17 protein-coding genes and 1 riboswitch are annotated in these 17,887 nt (G+C 71.6%); of the genes, 7 read left to right on the forward strand and 10 right to left on the reverse strand.

Annotation, left to right across the window (positions count from 1 at the left end):
* Positions 1-57: 57 nt before the first annotated feature.
* The 4 genes from ACIO3R_RS16860 to ACIO3R_RS16875 form a co-directional block, all read right to left on the reverse strand.
* A complete protein-coding gene (locus ACIO3R_RS16860; RefSeq protein ID WP_402106603.1) occupies positions 58-999 on the reverse strand; it encodes a 1-phosphofructokinase family hexose kinase in 942 nt (313 codons plus the stop codon).
* Between the two features lie 167 nt (positions 1,000-1,166).
* On the reverse strand, positions 1,167-2,327 hold the full coding sequence (gene nagA / locus ACIO3R_RS16865; protein ID WP_385029171.1) for an N-acetylglucosamine-6-phosphate deacetylase: 1,161 nt from the start codon (positions 2,325-2,327) through the stop codon (positions 1,167-1,169).
* Positions 2,327-3,220, reverse strand: a complete 894-nt coding sequence (locus ACIO3R_RS16870) for an ROK family protein (protein ID WP_385346914.1) — start codon at positions 3,218-3,220, stop codon at positions 2,327-2,329. The genes nagA and ACIO3R_RS16870 overlap by 1 nt, the downstream gene beginning before the upstream one ends.
* A 162-nt stretch (positions 3,221-3,382) precedes the next feature.
* Positions 3,383-4,291, reverse strand: coding sequence for an SIS domain-containing protein (locus tag ACIO3R_RS16875; RefSeq protein ID WP_385029168.1), 909 nt, complete (start codon positions 4,289-4,291; stop codon positions 3,383-3,385).
* A 344-nt stretch (positions 4,292-4,635) separates the two neighbouring features.
* On the opposite strand from ACIO3R_RS16875, the gene ACIO3R_RS16880 reads away from it, so the two are divergent.
* The 3 genes from ACIO3R_RS16880 (at position 4,636) to otsB (ending at position 7,099) form a co-directional block, all read left to right on the forward strand.
* Positions 4,636-5,853: an extracellular solute-binding protein gene (locus ACIO3R_RS16880; protein WP_402106316.1), complete on the forward strand. Its 1,218-nt coding sequence runs from the start codon at positions 4,636-4,638 to the stop codon at positions 5,851-5,853.
* Between the two features lie 32 nt (positions 5,854-5,885).
* A complete protein-coding gene (locus ACIO3R_RS16885; protein ID WP_402106319.1) occupies positions 5,886-6,158 on the forward strand; it encodes a DUF3263 domain-containing protein in 273 nt (90 codons plus the stop codon).
* 83 nt (positions 6,159-6,241) lie between these two features.
* Positions 6,242-7,099: a trehalose-phosphatase gene (gene otsB / locus ACIO3R_RS16890; protein ID WP_385029159.1), complete on the forward strand. Its 858-nt coding sequence runs from the start codon at positions 6,242-6,244 to the stop codon at positions 7,097-7,099.
* Here the strand turns inward: otsB and ACIO3R_RS16895 are convergent.
* Together ACIO3R_RS16895 and ACIO3R_RS16900 are read right to left on the reverse strand one after the other, a co-directional pair.
* Positions 7,076-8,470, reverse strand: coding sequence for a trehalose-6-phosphate synthase (locus tag ACIO3R_RS16895; RefSeq protein ID WP_385029156.1), 1,395 nt, complete (start codon positions 8,468-8,470; stop codon positions 7,076-7,078). The two genes, otsB and ACIO3R_RS16895, sit on opposite strands and share 24 nt — an antisense overlap.
* Before the next feature lie 57 nt (positions 8,471-8,527).
* Positions 8,528-9,478: a glucosyl-3-phosphoglycerate synthase gene (locus tag ACIO3R_RS16900; RefSeq protein ID WP_385029283.1), complete on the reverse strand. Its 951-nt coding sequence runs from the start codon at positions 9,476-9,478 to the stop codon at positions 8,528-8,530.
* 153 nt (positions 9,479-9,631) lie between these two features.
* Positions 9,632-9,758: riboswitch (SAM riboswitch) on the forward strand.
* 17 nt (positions 9,759-9,775) lie between these two features.
* Between ACIO3R_RS16900 and thrC the strand changes: the two genes are divergently transcribed.
* From thrC to groL, 4 genes are all read left to right on the forward strand, one after another.
* Positions 9,776-11,071, forward strand: coding sequence for a threonine synthase (gene thrC / locus ACIO3R_RS16905; protein ID WP_363030088.1), 1,296 nt, complete (start codon positions 9,776-9,778; stop codon positions 11,069-11,071).
* A 32-nt stretch (positions 11,072-11,103) separates the two neighbouring features.
* Entirely contained in the window at positions 11,104-11,382 is a 279-nt protein-coding gene (locus tag ACIO3R_RS16910) for a MoaD/ThiS family protein (protein ID WP_362965434.1), read from the forward strand.
* A gap of 432 nt (positions 11,383-11,814) precedes the next feature.
* Positions 11,815-12,021: a cold-shock protein gene (locus tag ACIO3R_RS16915; protein ID WP_003967346.1), complete on the forward strand. Its 207-nt coding sequence runs from the start codon at positions 11,815-11,817 to the stop codon at positions 12,019-12,021.
* Positions 12,022-12,337: 316 nt separating this feature from the next.
* Entirely contained in the window at positions 12,338-13,960 is a 1,623-nt protein-coding gene (gene groL, locus ACIO3R_RS16920) for a chaperonin GroEL (protein ID WP_385040723.1), read from the forward strand.
* Positions 13,961-14,071: 111 nt separating this feature from the next.
* Here groL and ACIO3R_RS16925 read toward each other — a convergent pair whose 3' ends face one another.
* The 4 genes from ACIO3R_RS16925 to ACIO3R_RS16940 form a co-directional block, all read right to left on the reverse strand.
* Positions 14,072-15,154, reverse strand: coding sequence for a CU044_5270 family protein (locus ACIO3R_RS16925; RefSeq protein ID WP_402106323.1), 1,083 nt, complete (start codon positions 15,152-15,154; stop codon positions 14,072-14,074).
* Entirely contained in the window at positions 15,151-15,888 is a 738-nt protein-coding gene (locus ACIO3R_RS16930) for an RNA polymerase sigma factor (protein WP_402106326.1), read from the reverse strand. The genes ACIO3R_RS16925 and ACIO3R_RS16930 overlap by 4 nt, the downstream gene beginning before the upstream one ends.
* Before the next feature lie 149 nt (positions 15,889-16,037).
* Positions 16,038-16,817, reverse strand: a complete 780-nt coding sequence (locus ACIO3R_RS16935; protein ID WP_402106328.1) for a sulfite exporter TauE/SafE family protein — start codon at positions 16,815-16,817, stop codon at positions 16,038-16,040.
* A gap of 53 nt (positions 16,818-16,870) precedes the next feature.
* Positions 16,871-17,644 carry a GntR family transcriptional regulator gene (locus ACIO3R_RS16940; RefSeq protein WP_402106330.1) on the reverse strand — a complete coding sequence of 258 codons (774 nt, stop codon included), beginning with the start codon at positions 17,642-17,644 and terminating at the stop codon, positions 16,871-16,873.
* Between the last annotated feature and the right edge of the window lie 243 nt (positions 17,645-17,887).

Genomic DNA, 17,887 nt, shown 5'->3' on the forward strand with positions numbered 1-17,887 from the left:
ACCTCTGTTGCTTCCTCGGACCCGCCGTCGTGCGGCGTGTCCGGTGCGGGTGCGGCCTCAGGCCGCGGGTGCGTGTTCCTCGATGGCGACGCGCGGCAGCAGCTCCTCGTAGGCCGCGCGGTCGAAGTCACCGGCGGTGGGGGCCAGCACGGTCGCCGTCGACAGTGCCACCGCCCGTCGCAGCCGGTCAGGCCAGCTCAGGTCCTCGACGAGGCCGGACAGCAGTCCGGCCACCGCGGAGTCGCCCGCCCCGGTCGGGTTGCCCTTCACGGGGGCCGGTGGGGACGCCTGCCAGCTGCCGTCGGGGGTGACCGCCAGCATGCCGTCCGGGCCCAGTGAGGCGATCACCGCGTGCGCGCCGCGGCGGCGGGCGTCCCGGGTGGCGCGCAGGGGTTCGCGGGAGCCGGTGAGCTGGGCGAGCTCGTCGGCGTTCGGCTTGACGAGGTCGGGGCGGGCGGCGATGCCGCGGCGCAGCGGTTCGCCGCTGGTGTCCAGGAGTACGGGGACGCCCGCGGCGCGGGCCGGCCGGATCAGTTCGGCGTAGGCGCCGACGTGGATGCCGGGGGGCAGGCTGCCGCAGAGGGCGACGGCGTCGGCGCCGGTGAGCAGCTCCTCGTACGAGCGGAGGAAGGCGGTCCACTCGGCGGCGGTGATGTGGGGGCCGGGTTCGTTGAACTGGGTGGTGTCGCCGGTGGCCCGGTCCGCGACGGCCAGGGTGCGGCGGGTGTCGCCGGCCACCGGGACGAGTGCGTCGGTGAGGCGCGCCCGGCCGGGCGGGAGGGCCGCGAGCAGTTCCCGCAGTACGGAGCCGGTGGCGCCTCCGGCGAAGCCGGTGACGACGGTGTCGTGGCCGAGGGCGGTGAGGACCCGGGCGACGTTGATGCCCTTGCCGCCGGGGCGCTCGGAGAGTTCGGTGACCCGGTGGCTGGAGTGCGGGACGAGGGCCGTGACGCCGTACGTCAGGTCGAGTGCCGTGTTCAGCGTGACCGTGAGGATCACCTCGGCCGCCACCTCGATCCGTGCTGAGCGCGGATCCCTTGGCAGAACGCGCTTTCCCTGGCTGTTTCGCGGACGATCATGCCAAAGAGCCGGCGGCCGGCCCAGCCCTCGGGTGCAACCGCCGTCTCTTCGTTACGTATCCGTCCCACCGTTCGGGCCCGCCGCCCTCACACCGCCGCGGGCACCGGCTGGGTGATCCACTCGCCCTTGCGCATGACGCCCTTGAGCGTGAAGTCGGCGTCCAGGATCACCAGGTCGGCGTCCTTGCCCGGTTCCAGCGAGCCGACCCGGTCGTACACGCCGAGCAGCCGGGCCGGGTTGGCGGAGATGGACTGCACCACGTCGCCGACCGGGATGCGGTCGATGGTGACGGCCCGGTGGAAGGCGGTGTCCAGGGTGAGCGTGGAGCCGGCGATGGAGTTGCCCTCGACGAGCCGGGCGACACCGTCCTTGACCTCGACGGCGAGCGGGCCCAGCTGGTACTGGCCGTCGCCGAACCCCGCCGCGTCCATGGCGTCGGTGATCAGGGCGACGCGGTGGGCGCCCGCGTGGTGGTAGGCCAGCTGGAGGGCGGCCGGGTGCAGATGGGTGCCGTCGTTGATCAGCTCGACCGTGATCCGCTCGTCCTCCAGGAGGGCGGCGATCGGGCCGGGCGCGCGGTGGCCCAGGGGCGGCATGGCGTTGAAGAGGTGCGTGGCGACGGTGGCGCCCGCGTCGATCGCCTCGACGGTCTGCTCGTACGTGGCGTCGGTGTGCCCGATCGCGGCGATGACGCCGTGCTCGGCGAGCAGCCGTACGGACTCGATGCCGCCGGGCAGTTCGGTGGCGAGCGTGAACATCTTCGCGGTGCCGCGGGCGGCGTCCATCAGCTTGCGGACCTCGGCCGGGTCCGGGTGGCGCAGCAGGCCCTCGCTGTGCGCGCCCTTGCGGCACGGCGAGATGAAGGGGCCCTCGAAGTGGATGCCGGCCAGGTCGCCCTGTTCGACCAGCTCGGAGAGGATGCCGGCCCGTTCGGCGAGGAAGTCCATCTCGCCGGTGACGGTGGAGGCGACCAGGGTGGTGGTGCCGTGCTCGCGGTGGGTGCGGACGCCGGTGAGGACGTCGTCCACGGTGCCGGAGGTGAAGGAGGCGCCGCCTCCGCCGTGGTTGTGCATGTCCACGAAGCCGGGAACGATCCAGTGGCCGGACAGGTCGACGGTCCGGGCGTCCTCCGCCGGACTGCCGGCGATGCGGGTGCCCTCGATGATCACCCGGCCGTTCTCGACGGTGCCGGTGGGGAGTACCACCCGGGCACCTGCGAGAACTGTGCTGTCTGCGCGTCCGGCCATCAGGCGGATACCTCCGTGGAGAGTAGATCCCAGGCGAGCAGCCCTGCGCCCAGGCATCCGGCGGTGTCCCCGAGGGCCGCCGGGACGATGTGGGGCAGCTTCTGGAACGTGACGCGTTCCTCGACGGCCGCACGGAGTGGTGTGAACAAGGTTTCTCCCGCCTCGGCGAGACCGCCACCGATGATGAGCGTGCGGGGGTCCAGCAGGGTGAGCGCGGTGACCAGTCCGGCGGCGAGGGCGTCGACGGCGTTCAGCCAGACCGCCACGGCCGCCGGGTCGCCCGACTCCACGGCCTTGGCGCAGTCCGCCGCGTCGGCCTTCGGGTCGCCGGAGGCGGCGGCCCAGGCCCGGCTGACGGCGGCCGCGGAGGCCAGCGTCTCCAGGCAGCCGCGCTGGCCGCAGCTGCACTCCGGGCCGTCCGGCCGGATCACGATGTGGCCGATCTCGCCCGCGGAGCCGTGGGCGCCCGCCTCGATGGTGCCCGCGATCCCGATGGCCCCGGCGATCCCGGTGCCCAGGGGGATGAACACGAAGCGGTCCGCGCCCCGGCCCGCCCCGATCCGGCCCTCGGCGAGCCCGCCGGTCCTGACGTCGTGGCCGAGGGCGACGGGGACGCCGCCGAGCCGTTCGCCGAGCAGCCGGCGCATCGGGACGTTGCTCCAGCCCAGGTTGGCCGCGTAGAGCGCGATCCCGTTCGCGGCGTCGACGATGCCGGGCACGGCGACACCGGCGGCGAGAGCGCTCTCGCCGAAGTGCTCCTCGCCGTACGCGCGCAGATCCGCCGCGAAGGCGAGGATCGACTCCACGACGGCGTCGGGGCCGCGCTCTCTTCCGGTCGCGCGCCGTGCCTCGTAGAGCAGGGCGCCATCGGCCCCGACCAGTGCGGCCTTCATTCCGGTGCCGCCCACATCGAGGGCGATGACGTGTTTCACGGGAAACAGTTTCGCCCGACGAACCCCAAAAGGTCTAGTCCACTATCGTTGTTTGTTGCGCATCCATACAAAATCGGGTCCGCAATCGGGCGACAACGCGCCGGCAACGCGCCCCGCGAGCCCTCAGCCCGGCAGGATCACGCTGCGCGACAGGTTGCGCGGGTGGTCCGGGTCGTACCCCTTCGACTCCGCGAGCGTCACCGCGAGCCGCTGGGCCCGGATCAGGTCGGCCATCGGGTCGGCGGTGGCGTGTGCCACCAGCGTTCCGCCGACCCCCGCGACCTCGCCCGCCAGGCCCTCGGGCAGTGCGCCGAACACCCACGCCACCCGGTTCGGTCCGGTGATCGCGATCGGGCCGTGGCGGTACTCCATCGCGGGGTACGACTCCGTCCAGGCGCCCGCCGCCTCGCGCATCTTCAGCCCGGCCTCCTGCGCCAGGCCGTACGTCCAGCCGCGCCCCAGGAACGTCCACTGCTCGGCCGAGACCACCGCCTCGTCCAGCGGCTCGGTCACCGCCAGCTCCGCGTCGACGGCGGCCTCCGCGACCGTCTTCACACCCGCCGGGAGCGGGCCGGCCGCTTCGAGACCGGCCCGCAGGAAGGCGAGCGCGGTGGTGGCGAACCGGGTCTGCACGACGGACTCCTCGTCGGCCCAGTCCAGTACCGCCACCGTGTCGGCGGCGTCCATCACCGGCGTCTTCGGGTCGGCCGTCAGCGCGACCGTGGGGGTCCTGCCGCGCAGTTCGCCCAGCAGCGCCAGCACCTCGCTCGTGGTGCCGGAGCGGGTGATCGCCACGACCCGGTCGTAGGACCGCCCGGCCGGGAACTCCGACGAGGCGTACGCGTCCGTCTCGCCCTGCCCGGCCGCCTCGCGCAGGGCCGCGTAGGCGATGGCCATGAACCAGGAGGTGCCGCACCCGGTGACGGCGACCCGCTCGCCCGGACGCGGCAGCCCCTCGGCCACCGCGCCCGCCTCGGCGGCACGGCGCCAGCAACTGGGCTGGGTGGCAATTTCTGTTGCGGTACGGGACATGCGGTACGGCTCCTTGCGGCATGGGCGGTGGCGGGCGGCAACGGGGCGGCGCGGCGGCACCGCACGGGTGCGGGTATAAAGGTCCGGACCATTAAGGGCCTTGTGTCCGGCCCTGGTTGACCGAGACCTACTTAGCAGTCACCGCGCGTCCCGTGCAATGCGGCCGCGTTGCCGAAGCGATACCGCAGTGGTGTAGACCTCATCGGACGCGGTGGGGGAAGATCGCAGCTCATTCGGAGTGCCCCACGCAGACGTGGACGCCGCGGATGGCGCGACCGACGAGGACGGACTGGGCTGTGCAGCGGCACTACTTGGGACTGACGGCGGCTGTGGCCGCTCTGGGGATGACCGCAGTGCTGTCGGGCTGCGGCGGCGGCAGCGGCGGGGGCGACGTCACGCTGAAGCTCGTCGCGGCCGACTACGGCACCGGCGAGGCGGACAAGTCCGACAAGTACTGGGACGGGGTCGCCAGGAGCTTCGAGGCGTCCCACCCCGGCATCAAGGTCGAGGTGACCGTCCTCCCGTGGACGGACATCGACCGCGAGGTCGCCGAGATGGTGAAGGCCGGAAAGGCCCCCGACATCGCGCAGATCGGCGCGTACGCGGACTACGCCAAGGCCGGCAAGCTCTACTCCGCCGACCAGATGCTCAGCGTCCGCACCCAGGCGAACTTCCTGCCGGTCCTCGCGGACGCGGGCCGGGTCAGCCAGGTCCAGTACGGCCTGCCGTTCGTGGCCAGCACCCGGCTGCTCTTCTACAACAAGAAGCTCTTCAGCCAGTCGGGTCTCGACGCCCCGAAGACCTGGAGCGACATCGCCGGCGACGCCGCCGCGCTCAAGCAGCACGGCGTGAAGTACCCGTTCGCGCTGCCGCTGGGCCAGGAGGAGTCCCAGGCCGAGACGCTGATGTGGCTGCTCAGCGGCGGTGGCGGCTACACCGACGACGTCGGCTCGTACGACATCGACTCGGACGAGAACATCAAGACGTTCGACTGGCTGAAGTCGAACCTCGTCGACAAGGGGCTCGTCGGGCCCGTCGCCCCCGGCGATCTCAACCGGGCGAAGGCCTTCGCGGCGTTCACCACGGGTGACGTCGGGATGCTCAACGGCCATCCGACGCTGATGCGGGAGGCCAAGAAGCGGGGCGTCGACGTCGGCATGGTGCCGCTGCCCGCCGTCTCCGGGCCCACCAGCAGCTCGATGGGCGTCGCCGACTGGATCATGGGCTTCAAGCAGAACAAGCACCGGGTCGAGATGGGCAAGTTCTTCGACTTCATGTTCAGCGACAAGAACGTCATCGACTTCGCGGACACGTACGACATGCTGCCGGTCACCGACAGCGCCTCGGCCTCGATGGAGAACGATCCCAAGTACAAGCCGCTGTACAAGTTCCTGGACGCGCTGCCGAACGCGCAGTTCTACCCGTTCGGCAAGACGTCCTGGGCCCAGGCCAGCGAGTCGATCAAGAAGAACATCGGTGAGGCGGTCGAGCCGGGCGCGAACCCCGAGAGCGTGCTCGGACGCATAGCGCAGGAGTCCACGACGGCGGAGAACGCGGAGTAGCGCTCCGCGGGCCGCGCCATATATTGGCTGATATGACCGCCTCTCCTCCGAACGGCCCCGACGAGCCCGCCGCCCCGCCCCTCGGGCTCTCCGACCGGGACCGGGCGGTGCTGGCGGTCGAGCGGCAGTCGTGGGCGGGACCCGGGGCCAAGGAGCGGGAGATCAGGGAACGGCTCGGCATCTCCCCGACCCGCTACTACCAGCTGCTGAACGCGCTGCTCGACGACCGGCGGGCCCTGGAGGCCGACCCGGTCACGGTGAACCGGCTCCGGCGCGTGCGGGAGGCGCGGCGGGGACGCCGCTGATCCCCGGGCGCGCGGCGACGGTCCCACCGGCCGCGCCAAGGGGCGGAGCCCCCGTCGGGCCTCACCGGCTATAGGCTCGGGACATGGGCAGCCACCCGCACACCCCATCCCTGCCGACACCGACGACCCCCGCCGGCCGGGAGGGCCTCGCCGCCCTCCTCGCCCGCCCCGACCGCGCCGTCGTCGCGCTCGATTTCGACGGCACCCTCGCCGACATCGTCCCGGACCCCGAGCAGGCCCGCGCGCACCCCGGCACCGTCGAGGCGCTCGCCGCACTCGCCCCCCGGGTCGCGTCGGTCGCCGTGATCACCGGCCGCCCGGCCGGCGTCGCGGTCCGCTACGGCGGCTTCGCCGGAGTCGCCGGACTGGACCACCTCGTCGTCCTCGGCCACTACGGCGCCGAACGCTGGGACGCCGTCTCCGGCACCGTCCGCGCCCCCGCCCCGCACCCCGGCGTCGCCGCCGTACGGGCCGAACTCCCCGGCGTACTCGACACGTTCGACTCCTGGCGCGGCACCTGGATAGAGGAGAAGGGGCAGGCGCTCGCCGTCCACACCCGCCGCGCCGAGGACCCGCAGGCCGCCTTCGAGGCCCTGCGCGGCCCCCTCGGCGAGCTGGCCGCCCGGCACGGACTGATCGTCGAACCGGGCCGTCTGGTCCTGGAGTTGCGCCCCGCGGGCATGGACAAGGGCGTCGCCCTCACGCGGTACGTGCGGGAGACGGGCGCCGAGTCCGTGCTGTACGCGGGCGACGACCTGGGCGACCTGGCCGCCTACGCCGCCGTGGAGAAGCTCCGCGCAGAGGGCCCCGACGGCACCCCCGGCCTGCTGGTCTGCAGCGGCGAGGCGGAGGTGCCCGAACTGGCCGAGCGCGCGGACCTGTTGCTGCCGGGACCGGGAGCCGTCGTCGACTTCCTGTCAGCCCTGGCGCAGCGCCTCTAGCTGGTCCAGGAACCACTGCTGCGGCGGCAGCGCGGTGGCCGCCGCGGCCAGCCGCTCCGTGCGCGCCGCGCGCTCGTCGTCGTCCATCGTCAGCGCCTCGTGCAGCGCGTCGGCGGTGGCGGAGACGTCGTACGGGTTCACCGTGATCGCGTCGTCGCCCAGCTCCTCGTACGCCCCCGCCTCCCGCGACAGCACCAGCGCGCAGCCGTGGTCGGAGACGACCGGGACCTCCTTGGCGACCAGGTTCATCCCGTCCCGGATGGGGTTGACGAGCGCCACGTCGGCCAGCCGGTACGCCGCGAGCGAGCGCGCGAAGTCGTCCTTGACGTGGAGCACGACCGGGGTCCAGTCCGCCGTGCCGTGCGCCGCGTTGACGGCGTCGGCGACGCGCTGCACCTCGGCCGTGTACTCCCGGTACACCGCGAGGTCCTGCCGCGAGGGGTAGGCGAACGCGATGTGGACGACCCGGCCGTGCCACTCGGGCCGCTCGTCGAGCAGGGCGCGGTAGGCGAGCATCCCGCGGACGATGTTCTTGGACAGCTCCGTACGGTCCACCCGCACGATCGTCTTCCGGCCGGGGCCCACCTGCTCGCGCAGCGCCGCCATCCGCTCGTCCACGTCCGCCTCGTGCGCGCGGCGGCGCAGGAAGTCCGCGTCGGCGCCGAGCCCGTGCACGCCGATGCGGGTGCGGCCGGTGCCGCCCAGGATCTCCGTGCAGCAGCCGATGAAGGCGTCCGCCCAGCGGCGGGTCAGGAAGGCGGCCCGGTCGGCGCCGAGGATGCCGCGCAGCACCTGCTCGGAGATGTCGTCGGGCAGCATCCGGAAGTAGTCGACGGGCGCCCACGGGGTGTGCGAGAAGTGGCCGATCCGCAGGTCGGGGCGGAGCTCGCGGAGCATCCCGGGCACCAGCACCAGGTGGTAGTCCTGCACCAGGACCGCCGCGCCCTCGCCCGCCTCCTCGGCGAGCGCCTGGGCGAAGGCCCGGTTGTAGGTCTCGAAGGAGGCCCACCGCCGGCGGAACTCCGCGTCGAAGACGGGTTCCACGGGGGTCTGGTAGAGCAGGTGGTGGACGAACCAGAGCACCGAGTTCGCGATCCCGTTGTACGCGTCGGCGTGCACGTCCGCGTCGATGTCGAGCATCCGTACGCCCGGCTCGCCGACCCCGCGGCGCACCGCCTCGCGGTCGCCGTCACCGAGTGCGGCGCAGACCCACATCTTGTCGTCCACGGCGCTCAGCCCGGAGACGAGCCCGCCCCCGCCCCGTTTCGCGTCGAGCGAGCCGTCCTCGCGGAGCGCGTACGAGACCGGACCGCGGTTGGACGCGACGAGTACCTGGGCGGCGGCGGGCTGAGGGGCGTGCTCGGAGACCATGCTGCGGAATCTAGCCCGATCCCGAACCGTCCAAACGTGCGTGCGGCCGTGCCCCGGTCACGCCGCGCGGCGTGAGACGTACTCCTCGATCTCGCGCATCGGCGGCCGCTCCTCGGTGTCCACCGGGTACGTGTGCGGGACGAAACCGTGTTCGCCGCGCTCGAACTGGGTCAGCGAGGGGCGGACCAGGTGCCCCCGGGAGAGCCGCAGCTGAGCGGTCCGGTAGATGGCCGCCGCCATCCGGCCGAGCGCCTGGCCGTCCTGGTGGCGGTGTTTCCTGACGCCGACGTCCACCTGGCCGAGCGCGTCCAGGCCGACGGTGTGCAGGGCGTCGACGAGCAGCCCCAGCTCCACTCCGTAACCGACCGGGAACGGGAGCTGTTCGAGCAGGGAGCGGCGCACGGCGTACTCGCCGCCCAGCGGCTGGACGAAGCCGGCCAGCCGCGGCCAGTGCAGATTGAGCAGCGGCCGCGCCACCAGCTCGGTGACCCGCCCGCCCTGGCCTGCGGTGTCCCCGAGGGGGCGGTCGTACATCGCCTTGACGAACTGCATCGAGGGGTCGGTCAGCAGCGGGCCGACGATGCCGGAGACGAAGTCGGCGGAGAAGTCCTTGAGGTCCGCGTCGATGAAGCAGACGATGTCACCGCCGGTCACCAGGAGTGACCGCCAGAGCACCTCTCCCTTGCCGGGGACGGCCGGGACCCGCGGCAGGATCGCGTCCCGGTGGATCACCCGGGCGCCGGCCCTGCGGGCGATCTCGGCGGTGGCGTCCGTGGAGCCGGAGTCGATCACCACGAGTTCGTCGACCAGCCGGACCTTCTCCATGAGCTCGCGCCGGATCACCCGGACGATGTCCCCGACCGTCGCCGCCTCGTTGAGCGCGGGCAGGACGACACTCACGCTCCCGCGGCGCGGGTCGCGGTCCCTGGCGGCCAGGAGCTGCTCCAGCGGGCGGTCGGCGGAGGACCAGGAACGCCTGGTCAGCCAGCCTTCGACCTCTTCCAGCACGGTCGATACTCCCTGTATGTGATCCATCTCGCGGTTCGGACGACTATCTCAACAGTCCAGTGCTTCGGTTACAGTCTTGAACAACGCAGATGGCCGTGGCATGCCGGGGTCCATCCGCTGATAAACGCCTGGATCCATGGTCCAGTGCCACAGCGCTCATCCAGAGGGACAGAGGGAACGGCCCGTTGAAGTCCCGGCAACCATCCAGCCGACCGCGAGGTCAGGTGGGGAAGGTGCCAATTCCGTCTTGTGGCGAAATGCGTCACGAGGAAGATGAGGAGAAAGGGCCTCGCCATCATGGCTGTGCAGACTGTTGCAGCAAACACCGAGTCTTCTGTGGATCTTGGTCCCGCCGCGGCGCTTTCCTGCCGCGAGTGCGGAGAGCGATTCGAGCTCGGCCCCCTTTTCGCCTGTGCGACCTGTTTCGGGCCGCTCGAAGTGGCGTACGACCTGCCGAGCGGCTCCCCGGACGAGCTGAAGAAGCGCATCGAGGCCGGCCCCGACAACATCTGGCGCTACGCGCCGCTGCTGCCGGTCCCCTCCGATGTCGCGGACAAGCCCAACCTCAACCCCGGCTTCACCAAGCTGGTCAAGGCCGACAACCTCGCCCGTGAGCTGGGCGTCACCGGCGGTCTGTACGTCAAGGACGACTCCGGCAACCCGACGCACTCCTTCAAGGACCGCGTCGTCGCGATCGCCGTCGAGGCCGCCCGCGCCTTCGGTTTCACCACGCTCTCCTGCTCCTCCACCGGCAACCTCGCCGGTGCGGTGGGCGCCGCCGCGGCCCGCGCCGGTCTGCGGTCCTGCGTGTTCATCCCGCACGACCTGGAGCAGGGCAAGGTCGTCATGGCCGCGGTGTACGGCGGTGAGCTGGTCGGCATCGAGGGCAACTACGACGACGTCAACCGCTTCTGCTCGGAGCTCATCGGCGACCCGCTCGGCGAGGGCTGGGGCTTCGTCAACGTCAACCTCCGGCCGTACTACGGCGAGGGTTCCAAGACGCTCGCGTACGAGATCTGCGAGCAGCTCGGCTGGCGGCTGCCCGACCAGATCGTCATCCCGATCGCGTCCGGCTCGCAGCTCACGAAGATCGACAAGGGTCTCCAGGAGCTGATCAAGCTCGGTCTGGTCGAGGACAAGCCGTACCGGATCTTCGGTGCCCAGGCCGAGGGCTGTTCCCCGGTCTCCACCGCCTTCAAGGCCGGTCACGACGTCGTGCGGCCGCAGAAGCCGAACACGATCGCCAAGTCCCTGGCGATCGGCAACCCGGCCGACGGCCCGTACGTCCTGGACATCGCCCGCCGTACCGGCGGCGCCGTCGAGGATGTCAACGACGAGCAGGTCGTCGACGCGATCAAGCTGCTGGCGCGCACCGAGGGCATCTTCGCCGAGACCGCTGGCGGGGTGACGGTCGGCGTGACGAAGAAGCTGATCGAGGCAGGCCTCCTCGACCCGTCGCTCACCACCGTCGTCCTGAACACCGGCGACGGCCTCAAGACGCTGGACGCCGTGGCCGCCACCTCGCAGGCGACGGCGACGATCAGGCCGAGCCTGGACGCCTTCCGCGCCGCGGGCCTCGGCACCGCCGGCTGACCCCACCCGAGACTCCAGGAAGGGCACCCACCATGAGCGTCAAGGTCCGTATCCCCACCATCCTCCGCACCTACACGGGCGGCCAGGCCGAGGTCCCGGCCGAGGGCGCGACCCTCTCCCAGGTCATCGAGTCCCTGGAGAAGAACCACCCGGGCATCGCCGCCCGCGTCCTGGACGACCAGGGCAAGCTCCGCCGCTTCGTGAACGTGTACGTCAACGACGACGACGTGCGCTTCGAGGGCGGCCTGGAAGCGGTCACCCCTGACGGCGCGGGTGTCTCGATCATCCCGGCCGTCGCCGGCGGCTGCTGACCCCCGGGACCCGAGCGGTCCCGCTCCACGCGTCACCGGAATTGCCCTCTCTGCGACAGAAGCGGAGGGGGCAATTCTGCATGGTTGAACGCGGTAGAGTGTGGGAAGTCCCCTCCGCTGCCCGTGCCCCCCGCATATGAGAATGCGCCCGGCCACGACAAGATGCAGCCAAAGTAACTGAGCCTCTTGCGCCATAAGTCGCCTTTGCCTGGCCCGACTTGCCCTGGAATCTTATGAGTTACTCATATTCGGGCGATCGGCGCTGCCCAGAATTCTCGTCCGATTGACCTGTTGCAGAGGGCAGTTGGGCAGATACATTCGGCCGCGGTCGACGCGTTCCGGCGCACGCACCCTCTCCTGTCGGAGGGTGAGTTCTGACCCGGGCCCGCGAAGTGCGGTCCTGTGCAAGGGCCAGTAATAGGGGAGTTAGGCATGGCTCAGGGCACCGTCAAGTGGTTCAACGCGGAGAAGGGGTACGGCTTCATCGCGGTCGACGGTGGTGCGGATGTTTTCGTCCACTACAGCGCGATCCAGATGGACGGATACCGCACCCTCGAAGAGGGTCAGCGAGTTGAATTCGAAATCTCGCAGGGCCAGAAGGGGCCGCAGGCGGACATGGTCAAGCTCGCTGTCGGCTGAGCTCGGCACGGTCGGCCAACGACACTACTCACGCACGGAGGGCCCGTACCCCTGGGGTACGGGCCCTCCGTGCGTCCCGAACCCCTCCGCACGCGCGCTCCGGTTGTCCACACTCCGGAGGGGGACGCTTGCACTCTCGGGGGTCGAGTGCTAATCATTGGGCTTAGCACTCTCCGGGTGAGAGTGACAGAAACTTGGACCGGGCCGGTGAGGCCCGCAGGTCTGTCGGGGCAAGGAACCGGCAGGCGGCAGGCCGTCCGTCGCGGGCGCCACTCGGTCCGGAGAAATCCACCCCTGTCCGGGAGGACCACTTCATATGGCCAAGATCATCGCGTTCGACGAGGAGGCCCGGCGCGGTCTTGAGCGCGGCATGAACCAGCTCGCCGACGCCGTCAAGGTCACCCTCGGCCCCAAGGGCCGCAACGTCGTCCTTGAGAAGAAGTGGGGCGCCCCCACGATCACCAACGATGGTGTTTCCATCGCCAAGGAGATCGAGCTGGAGGACCCGTACGAGAAGATCGGTGCGGAGCTGGTCAAGGAGGTCGCCAAGAAGACGGACGACGTCGCCGGCGACGGTACGACCACCGCCACCGTTCTCGCTCAGGCGCTCGTCCGCGAGGGCCTTCGCAACGTGGCCGCGGGTGCGAACCCGATGGCTCTCAAGCGGGGCATCGAGAAGGCCGTCGAGGCCGTCTCCGCCGCCCTCCTGGAGCAGGCCAAGGACGTGGAGACCAAGGAGCAGATCGCTTCGACCGCCTCCATCTCCGCCGCTGACACCCAGATCGGCGAGCTCATCGCCGAGGCCATGGACAAGGTCGGCAAGGAAGGCGTCATCACCGTCGAGGAGTCCCAGACCTTCGGGCTGGAGCTCGAGCTCACCGAGGGTATGCGCTTCGACAAGGGCTACATCTCGGCGTACTTCGCCACGGACATGGAGCGCATGGAGTCGTCCCTGGACGACCCGTACATCCTGATCGTGAACTCGAAGATCAGCAACGTGAAGGACCTCCTTCCGCTGCTGGAGAAGGTCATGCAGTCCGGCAAGCCGCTGCTGATCATCGCCGAGGACGTCGAGGGCGAGGCCCTGTCGACCCTGGTCGTCAACAAGATCCGTGGCACCTTCAAGTCCGTCGCCGTCAAGGCTCCGGGCTTCGGTGACCGCCGCAAGGCCATGCTCGGCGACATCGCCATCCTCACCGGTGGCACCGTCATCTCCGAGGAGGTCGGCCTCAAGCTGGAGAACGCCGGTCTCGACCTGCTCGGCCGTGCCCGCAAGGTCGTCATCACCAAGGACGAGACGACGATCGTCGACGGCTCCGGTGACAGCGACCAGGTTCAGGGTCGCGTCAACCAGATCCGTGCCGAGATCGAGAACTCCGACTCGGACTACGACCGCGAGAAGCTCCAGGAGCGCCTCGCGAAGCTGGCCGGCGGCGTGGCCGTCATCAAGGCCGGTGCCGCGACCGAGGTCGAGCTCAAGGAGCGCAAGCACCGCATCGAGGACGCGGTGCGCAACGCCAAGGCCGCCGTCGAGGAGGGCATCGTCGCCGGTGGTGGCGTGGCTCTGCTCCAGGCCTCGGCCGTCTTCGAGAAGCTGGAGCTCTCGGGTGACGAGGCGACCGGCGCCAACGCCGTCAAGCTGGCGCTGGAGGCCCCGCTCAAGCAGATCGCCGTCAACGGTGGTCTTGAGGGTGGAGTCGTCGTCGAGAAGGTGCGCAACCTGCCGATCGGTCACGGCCTCAACGCCGCGACCGGCGAGTACGTCGACATGATCGCCGAGGGCATTCTCGACCCGGCGAAGGTCACGCGCTCCGCTCTGCAGAACGCCGCGTCCATCGCCGCGCTCTTCCTCACCACCGAGGCCGTCATCGCCGACAAGCCGGAGAAGGCCTCCGCGGCCGCTCCGGGCGGCATGCCGGGCGGAGACATGGACTTCTGATCCTGACGGATCGGTAGTTCCGCACAGCTGTACGACGCCGGCCCCCGGGGAGTGATCCCCGGGGGCCGGCGCCGTTCGTGTGCCCGCGGTCCCAGCGGGCGGCTCCGGGGATCAGGCCGTCGTCGACGGCTTCTCGCGCAGGGCGTCGACGACCGCGCGCTCCAGGACCGCCGACTTGCTGATCAGGGTGCCCTTCTTGCCCATGGAGGTGTCCCTGATGAGGTAGCTCCGTTCGCCCAGGTACTCCAGGGTGGCCGAGTCGAAGATCCAGGCGGTGCGCCAACCGGCCCGGGTGTTGTCACGGGCCACACCGATCCCGTGCCGGCCGGCCGCGTCCACCGCGTCCGGGTCCACGCTCACGCCGGGGATCCTCGCCGCGGCCTTGTAGAGGGCGGCCGCGGTCCTCGGCGGCATCAGCGTCTCGCGCAGCAGCTCACCGATGGCGTCGAAGGTGTCCTGGTCCTTGTTCCGGTCCCCGGCCGGGGTGTCGCGCGCGTCCTGGTCCCGGGTGATCTCGGTGCCGAGCCGCCGGAGCAGGGCGTCGGGGCCGGTGGGCAGCGAGGCCAGCCACGTGTACGTCGGCCGGCTGAGGCCCGCCGGGCTGCCGACGGGGGTCTCGCCGTCCGGGACCCCGACGACGATCGGGAGGTACGAGCCGTCCTGGTGGATCAGGCCCTCCTTGAGCACCGGCCCCGCCTTCTGCGCCATCCAGACCTCACGCTCGCTGGGCCCGGTCAGCTTCACCGGGCCGCCGAACTTGCCCTCGTTGCCGCTCTGCAACGACCTGACGTACACGAACTGGTCGCCGCGGACCTTCTGTTCGTCACTCTTCCCGGCGACCGAGGCGATCCGGTCGAGGAGCACGGCCGCGCCGCGCGGGGACGCGGCCGGGGAACCCGTGCTCGCGGCGGCCGGTGCCGGAGCGCTGTCCCGGCCGGTCACGGCGAGGGTGGTCAGCAGTACTCCGCCCAGAGCCAGTCCGGCGGCGGGCAGCAGGACGGCGGGGCGCAGGAGGCGGGGACGCGGGCGGGGGCGGGCGGTGGCGCGGTCGCTGGCCTGGTCGATCAGACGCATCAGGGTGTCCTTGTGGTGGAGATGTCGGCCCGGGGGCAGGTCCCGTTCGGCCGGGGCCGGCAACAGCCGGGCCAATTCCTCGTGTTCGGCCCGCTCGGGGCCGGAGGTGCGGTCGTTCATCGGGCTTCCTCCTGGATGGGCAGGGCCACGAACGCGGCCCTGCTCCCTACCTCTCCGCGGCCGGGGCGGGGTTCCCGGCCGGACCGGGCGGCGTCCCCGGGCCGTGCTTCCCGGCCGGACCGGGCGGCGTCCCCGGGCCGTGCTTCCCGCGTGGGGCCGGCCGCTTCCCGCGCGGGGCCCGCCGCTTCCCCTTCCGGCGCCCGGCGGTGTTCCTCGTCGGTGAGCCGTCGCAGCCGGGTGCGGGCGCGGGAGAGCCGCGACCGCACGGTGCCCACCGGGACGCCCAGCGCCTCGGCCGCCTCTGCGTAGTCCAGCCCGGACCAGACGCAGAGGACCAGCACCTCGCGTTCCTGGCGGCGGAGCCCGCCCAGTGCCCGGCGGACCTCGGCGAGCCGCCGTGCGTCGTCGACGCGTCCGGCCGTGGCGTCCGCGATGTCCGCCACCGGTTCCGGGGCGGGGCGGCGCGCCAGGAAGGCCAGGCGCCGCCCGGCACCGCGGCCGGCGTTGCGGGCCTTGTTCGTGGCGATCCCGAGCAGCCACGGCCGCAGCGAGTCGCCCTCCGGCTCGACGGAGTGACGGTTGCGCCAGGCGGCCAGGAACGTCTCGGACAACACCTCCTCGGCCGTCGACCAGTCGCCCGACAGCCGATAGGCATGGTTGTAGACCAACCGCGCGTATTCCTCGTAGAGCGCGGCGAACGCGTCGTGGTCGCCCGCCCTGATCCGTGCGCGCATGCGCTCCCGATCTCCCTGTTCATCACATCTCACACCACCTACCTCTCCGGTCCGGCCGAGGGGTTCCGGTGACCCGCGCCACACCGCCCGAAGGCGCGTGCACCGTCCCGATCGCCCCGGCCCGGCCGCCGTCCGGCTCCGCCCGCGCCTCAGGAGTGGAACGCGAGGTAGGGGGCCAGCGCCAGGAGCATGCCGACGAGGGCGTACTTGAGACGGCGGTCCGGGACCGACCGGGCGATGCGCCAGCCCACGATCACCCCCACCAGTTCCGGCACGCCGACCACGGCGGCCAGGGTCCAGTCGACGGAGCCGTGCTGCACGTAGCCGATGGTGCCCACGCTCGCGATCACCACGGACTGGGCCTGCGCGGCGGCCAGCGCGGACAGCACCGGGAGCCCGCAGACGACCAGGAGGGGCACGCTCAGCATCGGTCCGCCCAGGCCGAGGAGTCCCGCCGCGACGGCCACCGTCACCCCCACCGCGACGGTCAGCGGGAGCGGTACGCGCACCGGGGCCCCGGCCGCCCGCGAGGGTGCCGTGCGGCGCTCGCGGAGCCACACCAGCAGGCCGGTCACGGTGACCGCGCAGGCCAGCAGGATGCCGAACCACCGCCCCGGGACGAGGGTGTTGAGCAGTACGCCGACGGGTGTGCCGACGAGGGCACTCGCGGCGAGGACGACGGCGGTGCGGCGCGTGGCCGGGTCCCGCAGCTGTCCCGACCGGGTGTACGCGGCGGTGCCGAGGACGCCCGTCGCCACATGGGTGACGATGGCGGTGCCCGCGACGCCGGCCGGGCTGAGCCCGGTCAGCAGGAACATGCCGATGGTGGGCAGCACCCCGCCCGGCCCGATCGCGGTGATCCCGATGCCTCCCGCGAGGCCGAACAGGGCGAGCAGAACCATCGTGAGGGCGTCGGGGGTCCAGGACATGAGGGTGCCTCCGCCGGCGGTGCCGGAAGTGGGGAGCGGGGGAAACGCGCTGGTCAGGCGGTGCGGGGCGGTACGGCGCCGCGGTGCAGCAGCGTGTGCAGGGCGAACCGGTCGGCGCGTACCCGCAGGGACTCGCTGTCCACGGGGCGCCCGTCGGCCAGCCGGGTGAGGCGGTCGATCACGAACAGGGCCGCTCCGGTGGGGATGCCGAGGAGGCGTGCGGTGTCCGGTTCGGCGGTGACGGCGTGCACGGTGATCTCGGCGCTGCCGAGCCGGTTCCCGGTGGTCTCCTCGATGAGGGTGAAGACGTCCCGGTGGGCGAGGTCGCAGTCGAGGAGGGGCCGCCCGATGTCGGGGGCGAGCCAGGTCGAGTCGACGGAGAGCGGCCGGCCGTCCAGGCTGCGCAGCCGTTCCAGGTACACGGCGTCGGAGCCGTCGGCCAGGTGGAGCCGCTCGGTGACGGCTTTCGGCGCGTGCGGCACGATCCGGGCCGCGCGCACCGTGTTCGTCACGGCGCCGTAGCCGACGAGGGTCTCCGCCAGCCCGGTGAGGCGGTCGAGGCCGTGCCCGTACTTCGCCGTCACGATCTGGGTGCCGATGCCGCGCCTGCGGGTGATCAGCCCTTCGTCGCGCAGCAGTCCGAGGGCTTCCCTGACGGTGTTGCGGGTGGTGCCGAGCACGTGGCCGAGGGCGCGTTCGTCGGGCAGCATGCCGTCCTCGTAGAGACCGGAGGTGATCCGCTGGCGCAGCGTGTCCGCGATCCGTCGCGCTCGTTCGGCGCGGGTCAGCGGCTGCCTCTCCCGGCGCGGGGGGTGTTCGTCACGCATGGGGTGTTTTCATCACTTCCTCTCGGCCCTCACGCTAACCCGCCATCACGCCCCAGGACGTTACGCCGAAGTTACGCCACCCAATCTGACCTGCGAAAACGTCTGAGCTGCGCGTTTGTCCGGCACGCGGGGCGCTCCGCCAGGGACTCCCCGCCCCGCAGGCGCCCCGGGGGCCGATTTGCCGCTGACCTCGACGGTCTCGGCGTCGAAGCCGAGGCGGCGGTGGAACGTGATCGAGCCGGT

The organism is Streptomyces sp. NPDC087428 (genome assembly GCF_044744085.1).
Classification (GTDB): domain Bacteria; phylum Actinomycetota; class Actinomycetes; order Streptomycetales; family Streptomycetaceae; genus Streptomyces.

Bases quoted from the DNA above. Each gene is read 5' to 3' on its own strand.
- thrC (WP_363030088.1), top strand. From the start codon at position 9,776: ATGGCTGTGCAGACTGTTGCAGCAAACACCGAGTCTTCTGTGGATCTT.
- ACIO3R_RS16880 (WP_402106316.1), top strand. From the start codon at position 4,636: ATGACCGCAGTGCTGTCGGGCTGCGGCGGCGGCAGCGGCGGGGGCGAC.
- nagA (WP_385029171.1), bottom strand. From the start codon at position 2,327: ATGGCCGGACGCGCAGACAGCACAGTTCTCGCAGGTGCCCGGGTGGTA.
- ACIO3R_RS16910 (WP_362965434.1), top strand. From the start codon at position 11,104: ATGAGCGTCAAGGTCCGTATCCCCACCATCCTCCGCACCTACACGGGC.
- ACIO3R_RS16885 (WP_402106319.1), top strand. From the start codon at position 5,886: ATGACCGCCTCTCCTCCGAACGGCCCCGACGAGCCCGCCGCCCCGCCC.
- groL (WP_385040723.1), top strand. From the start codon at position 12,338: ATGGCCAAGATCATCGCGTTCGACGAGGAGGCCCGGCGCGGTCTTGAG.
- ACIO3R_RS16925 (WP_402106323.1), bottom strand. From the start codon at position 15,154: ATGAACGACCGCACCTCCGGCCCCGAGCGGGCCGAACACGAGGAATTG.
- ACIO3R_RS16870 (WP_385346914.1), bottom strand. From the start codon at position 3,220: ATGAAGGCCGCACTGGTCGGGGCCGATGGCGCCCTGCTCTACGAGGCA.
- ACIO3R_RS16895 (WP_385029156.1), bottom strand. From the start codon at position 8,470: ATGGTCTCCGAGCACGCCCCTCAGCCCGCCGCCGCCCAGGTACTCGTC.
- ACIO3R_RS16875 (WP_385029168.1), bottom strand. From the start codon at position 4,291: ATGTCCCGTACCGCAACAGAAATTGCCACCCAGCCCAGTTGCTGGCGC.
- ACIO3R_RS16935 (WP_402106328.1), bottom strand. From the start codon at position 16,817: ATGTCCTGGACCCCCGACGCCCTCACGATGGTTCTGCTCGCCCTGTTC.
- ACIO3R_RS16940 (WP_402106330.1), bottom strand. From the start codon at position 17,644: ATGCGTGACGAACACCCCCCGCGCCGGGAGAGGCAGCCGCTGACCCGC.
- ACIO3R_RS16930 (WP_402106326.1), bottom strand. From the start codon at position 15,888: ATGCGCGCACGGATCAGGGCGGGCGACCACGACGCGTTCGCCGCGCTC.
- ACIO3R_RS16915 (WP_003967346.1), top strand. From the start codon at position 11,815: ATGGCTCAGGGCACCGTCAAGTGGTTCAACGCGGAGAAGGGGTACGGC.
- otsB (WP_385029159.1), top strand. From the start codon at position 6,242: ATGGGCAGCCACCCGCACACCCCATCCCTGCCGACACCGACGACCCCC.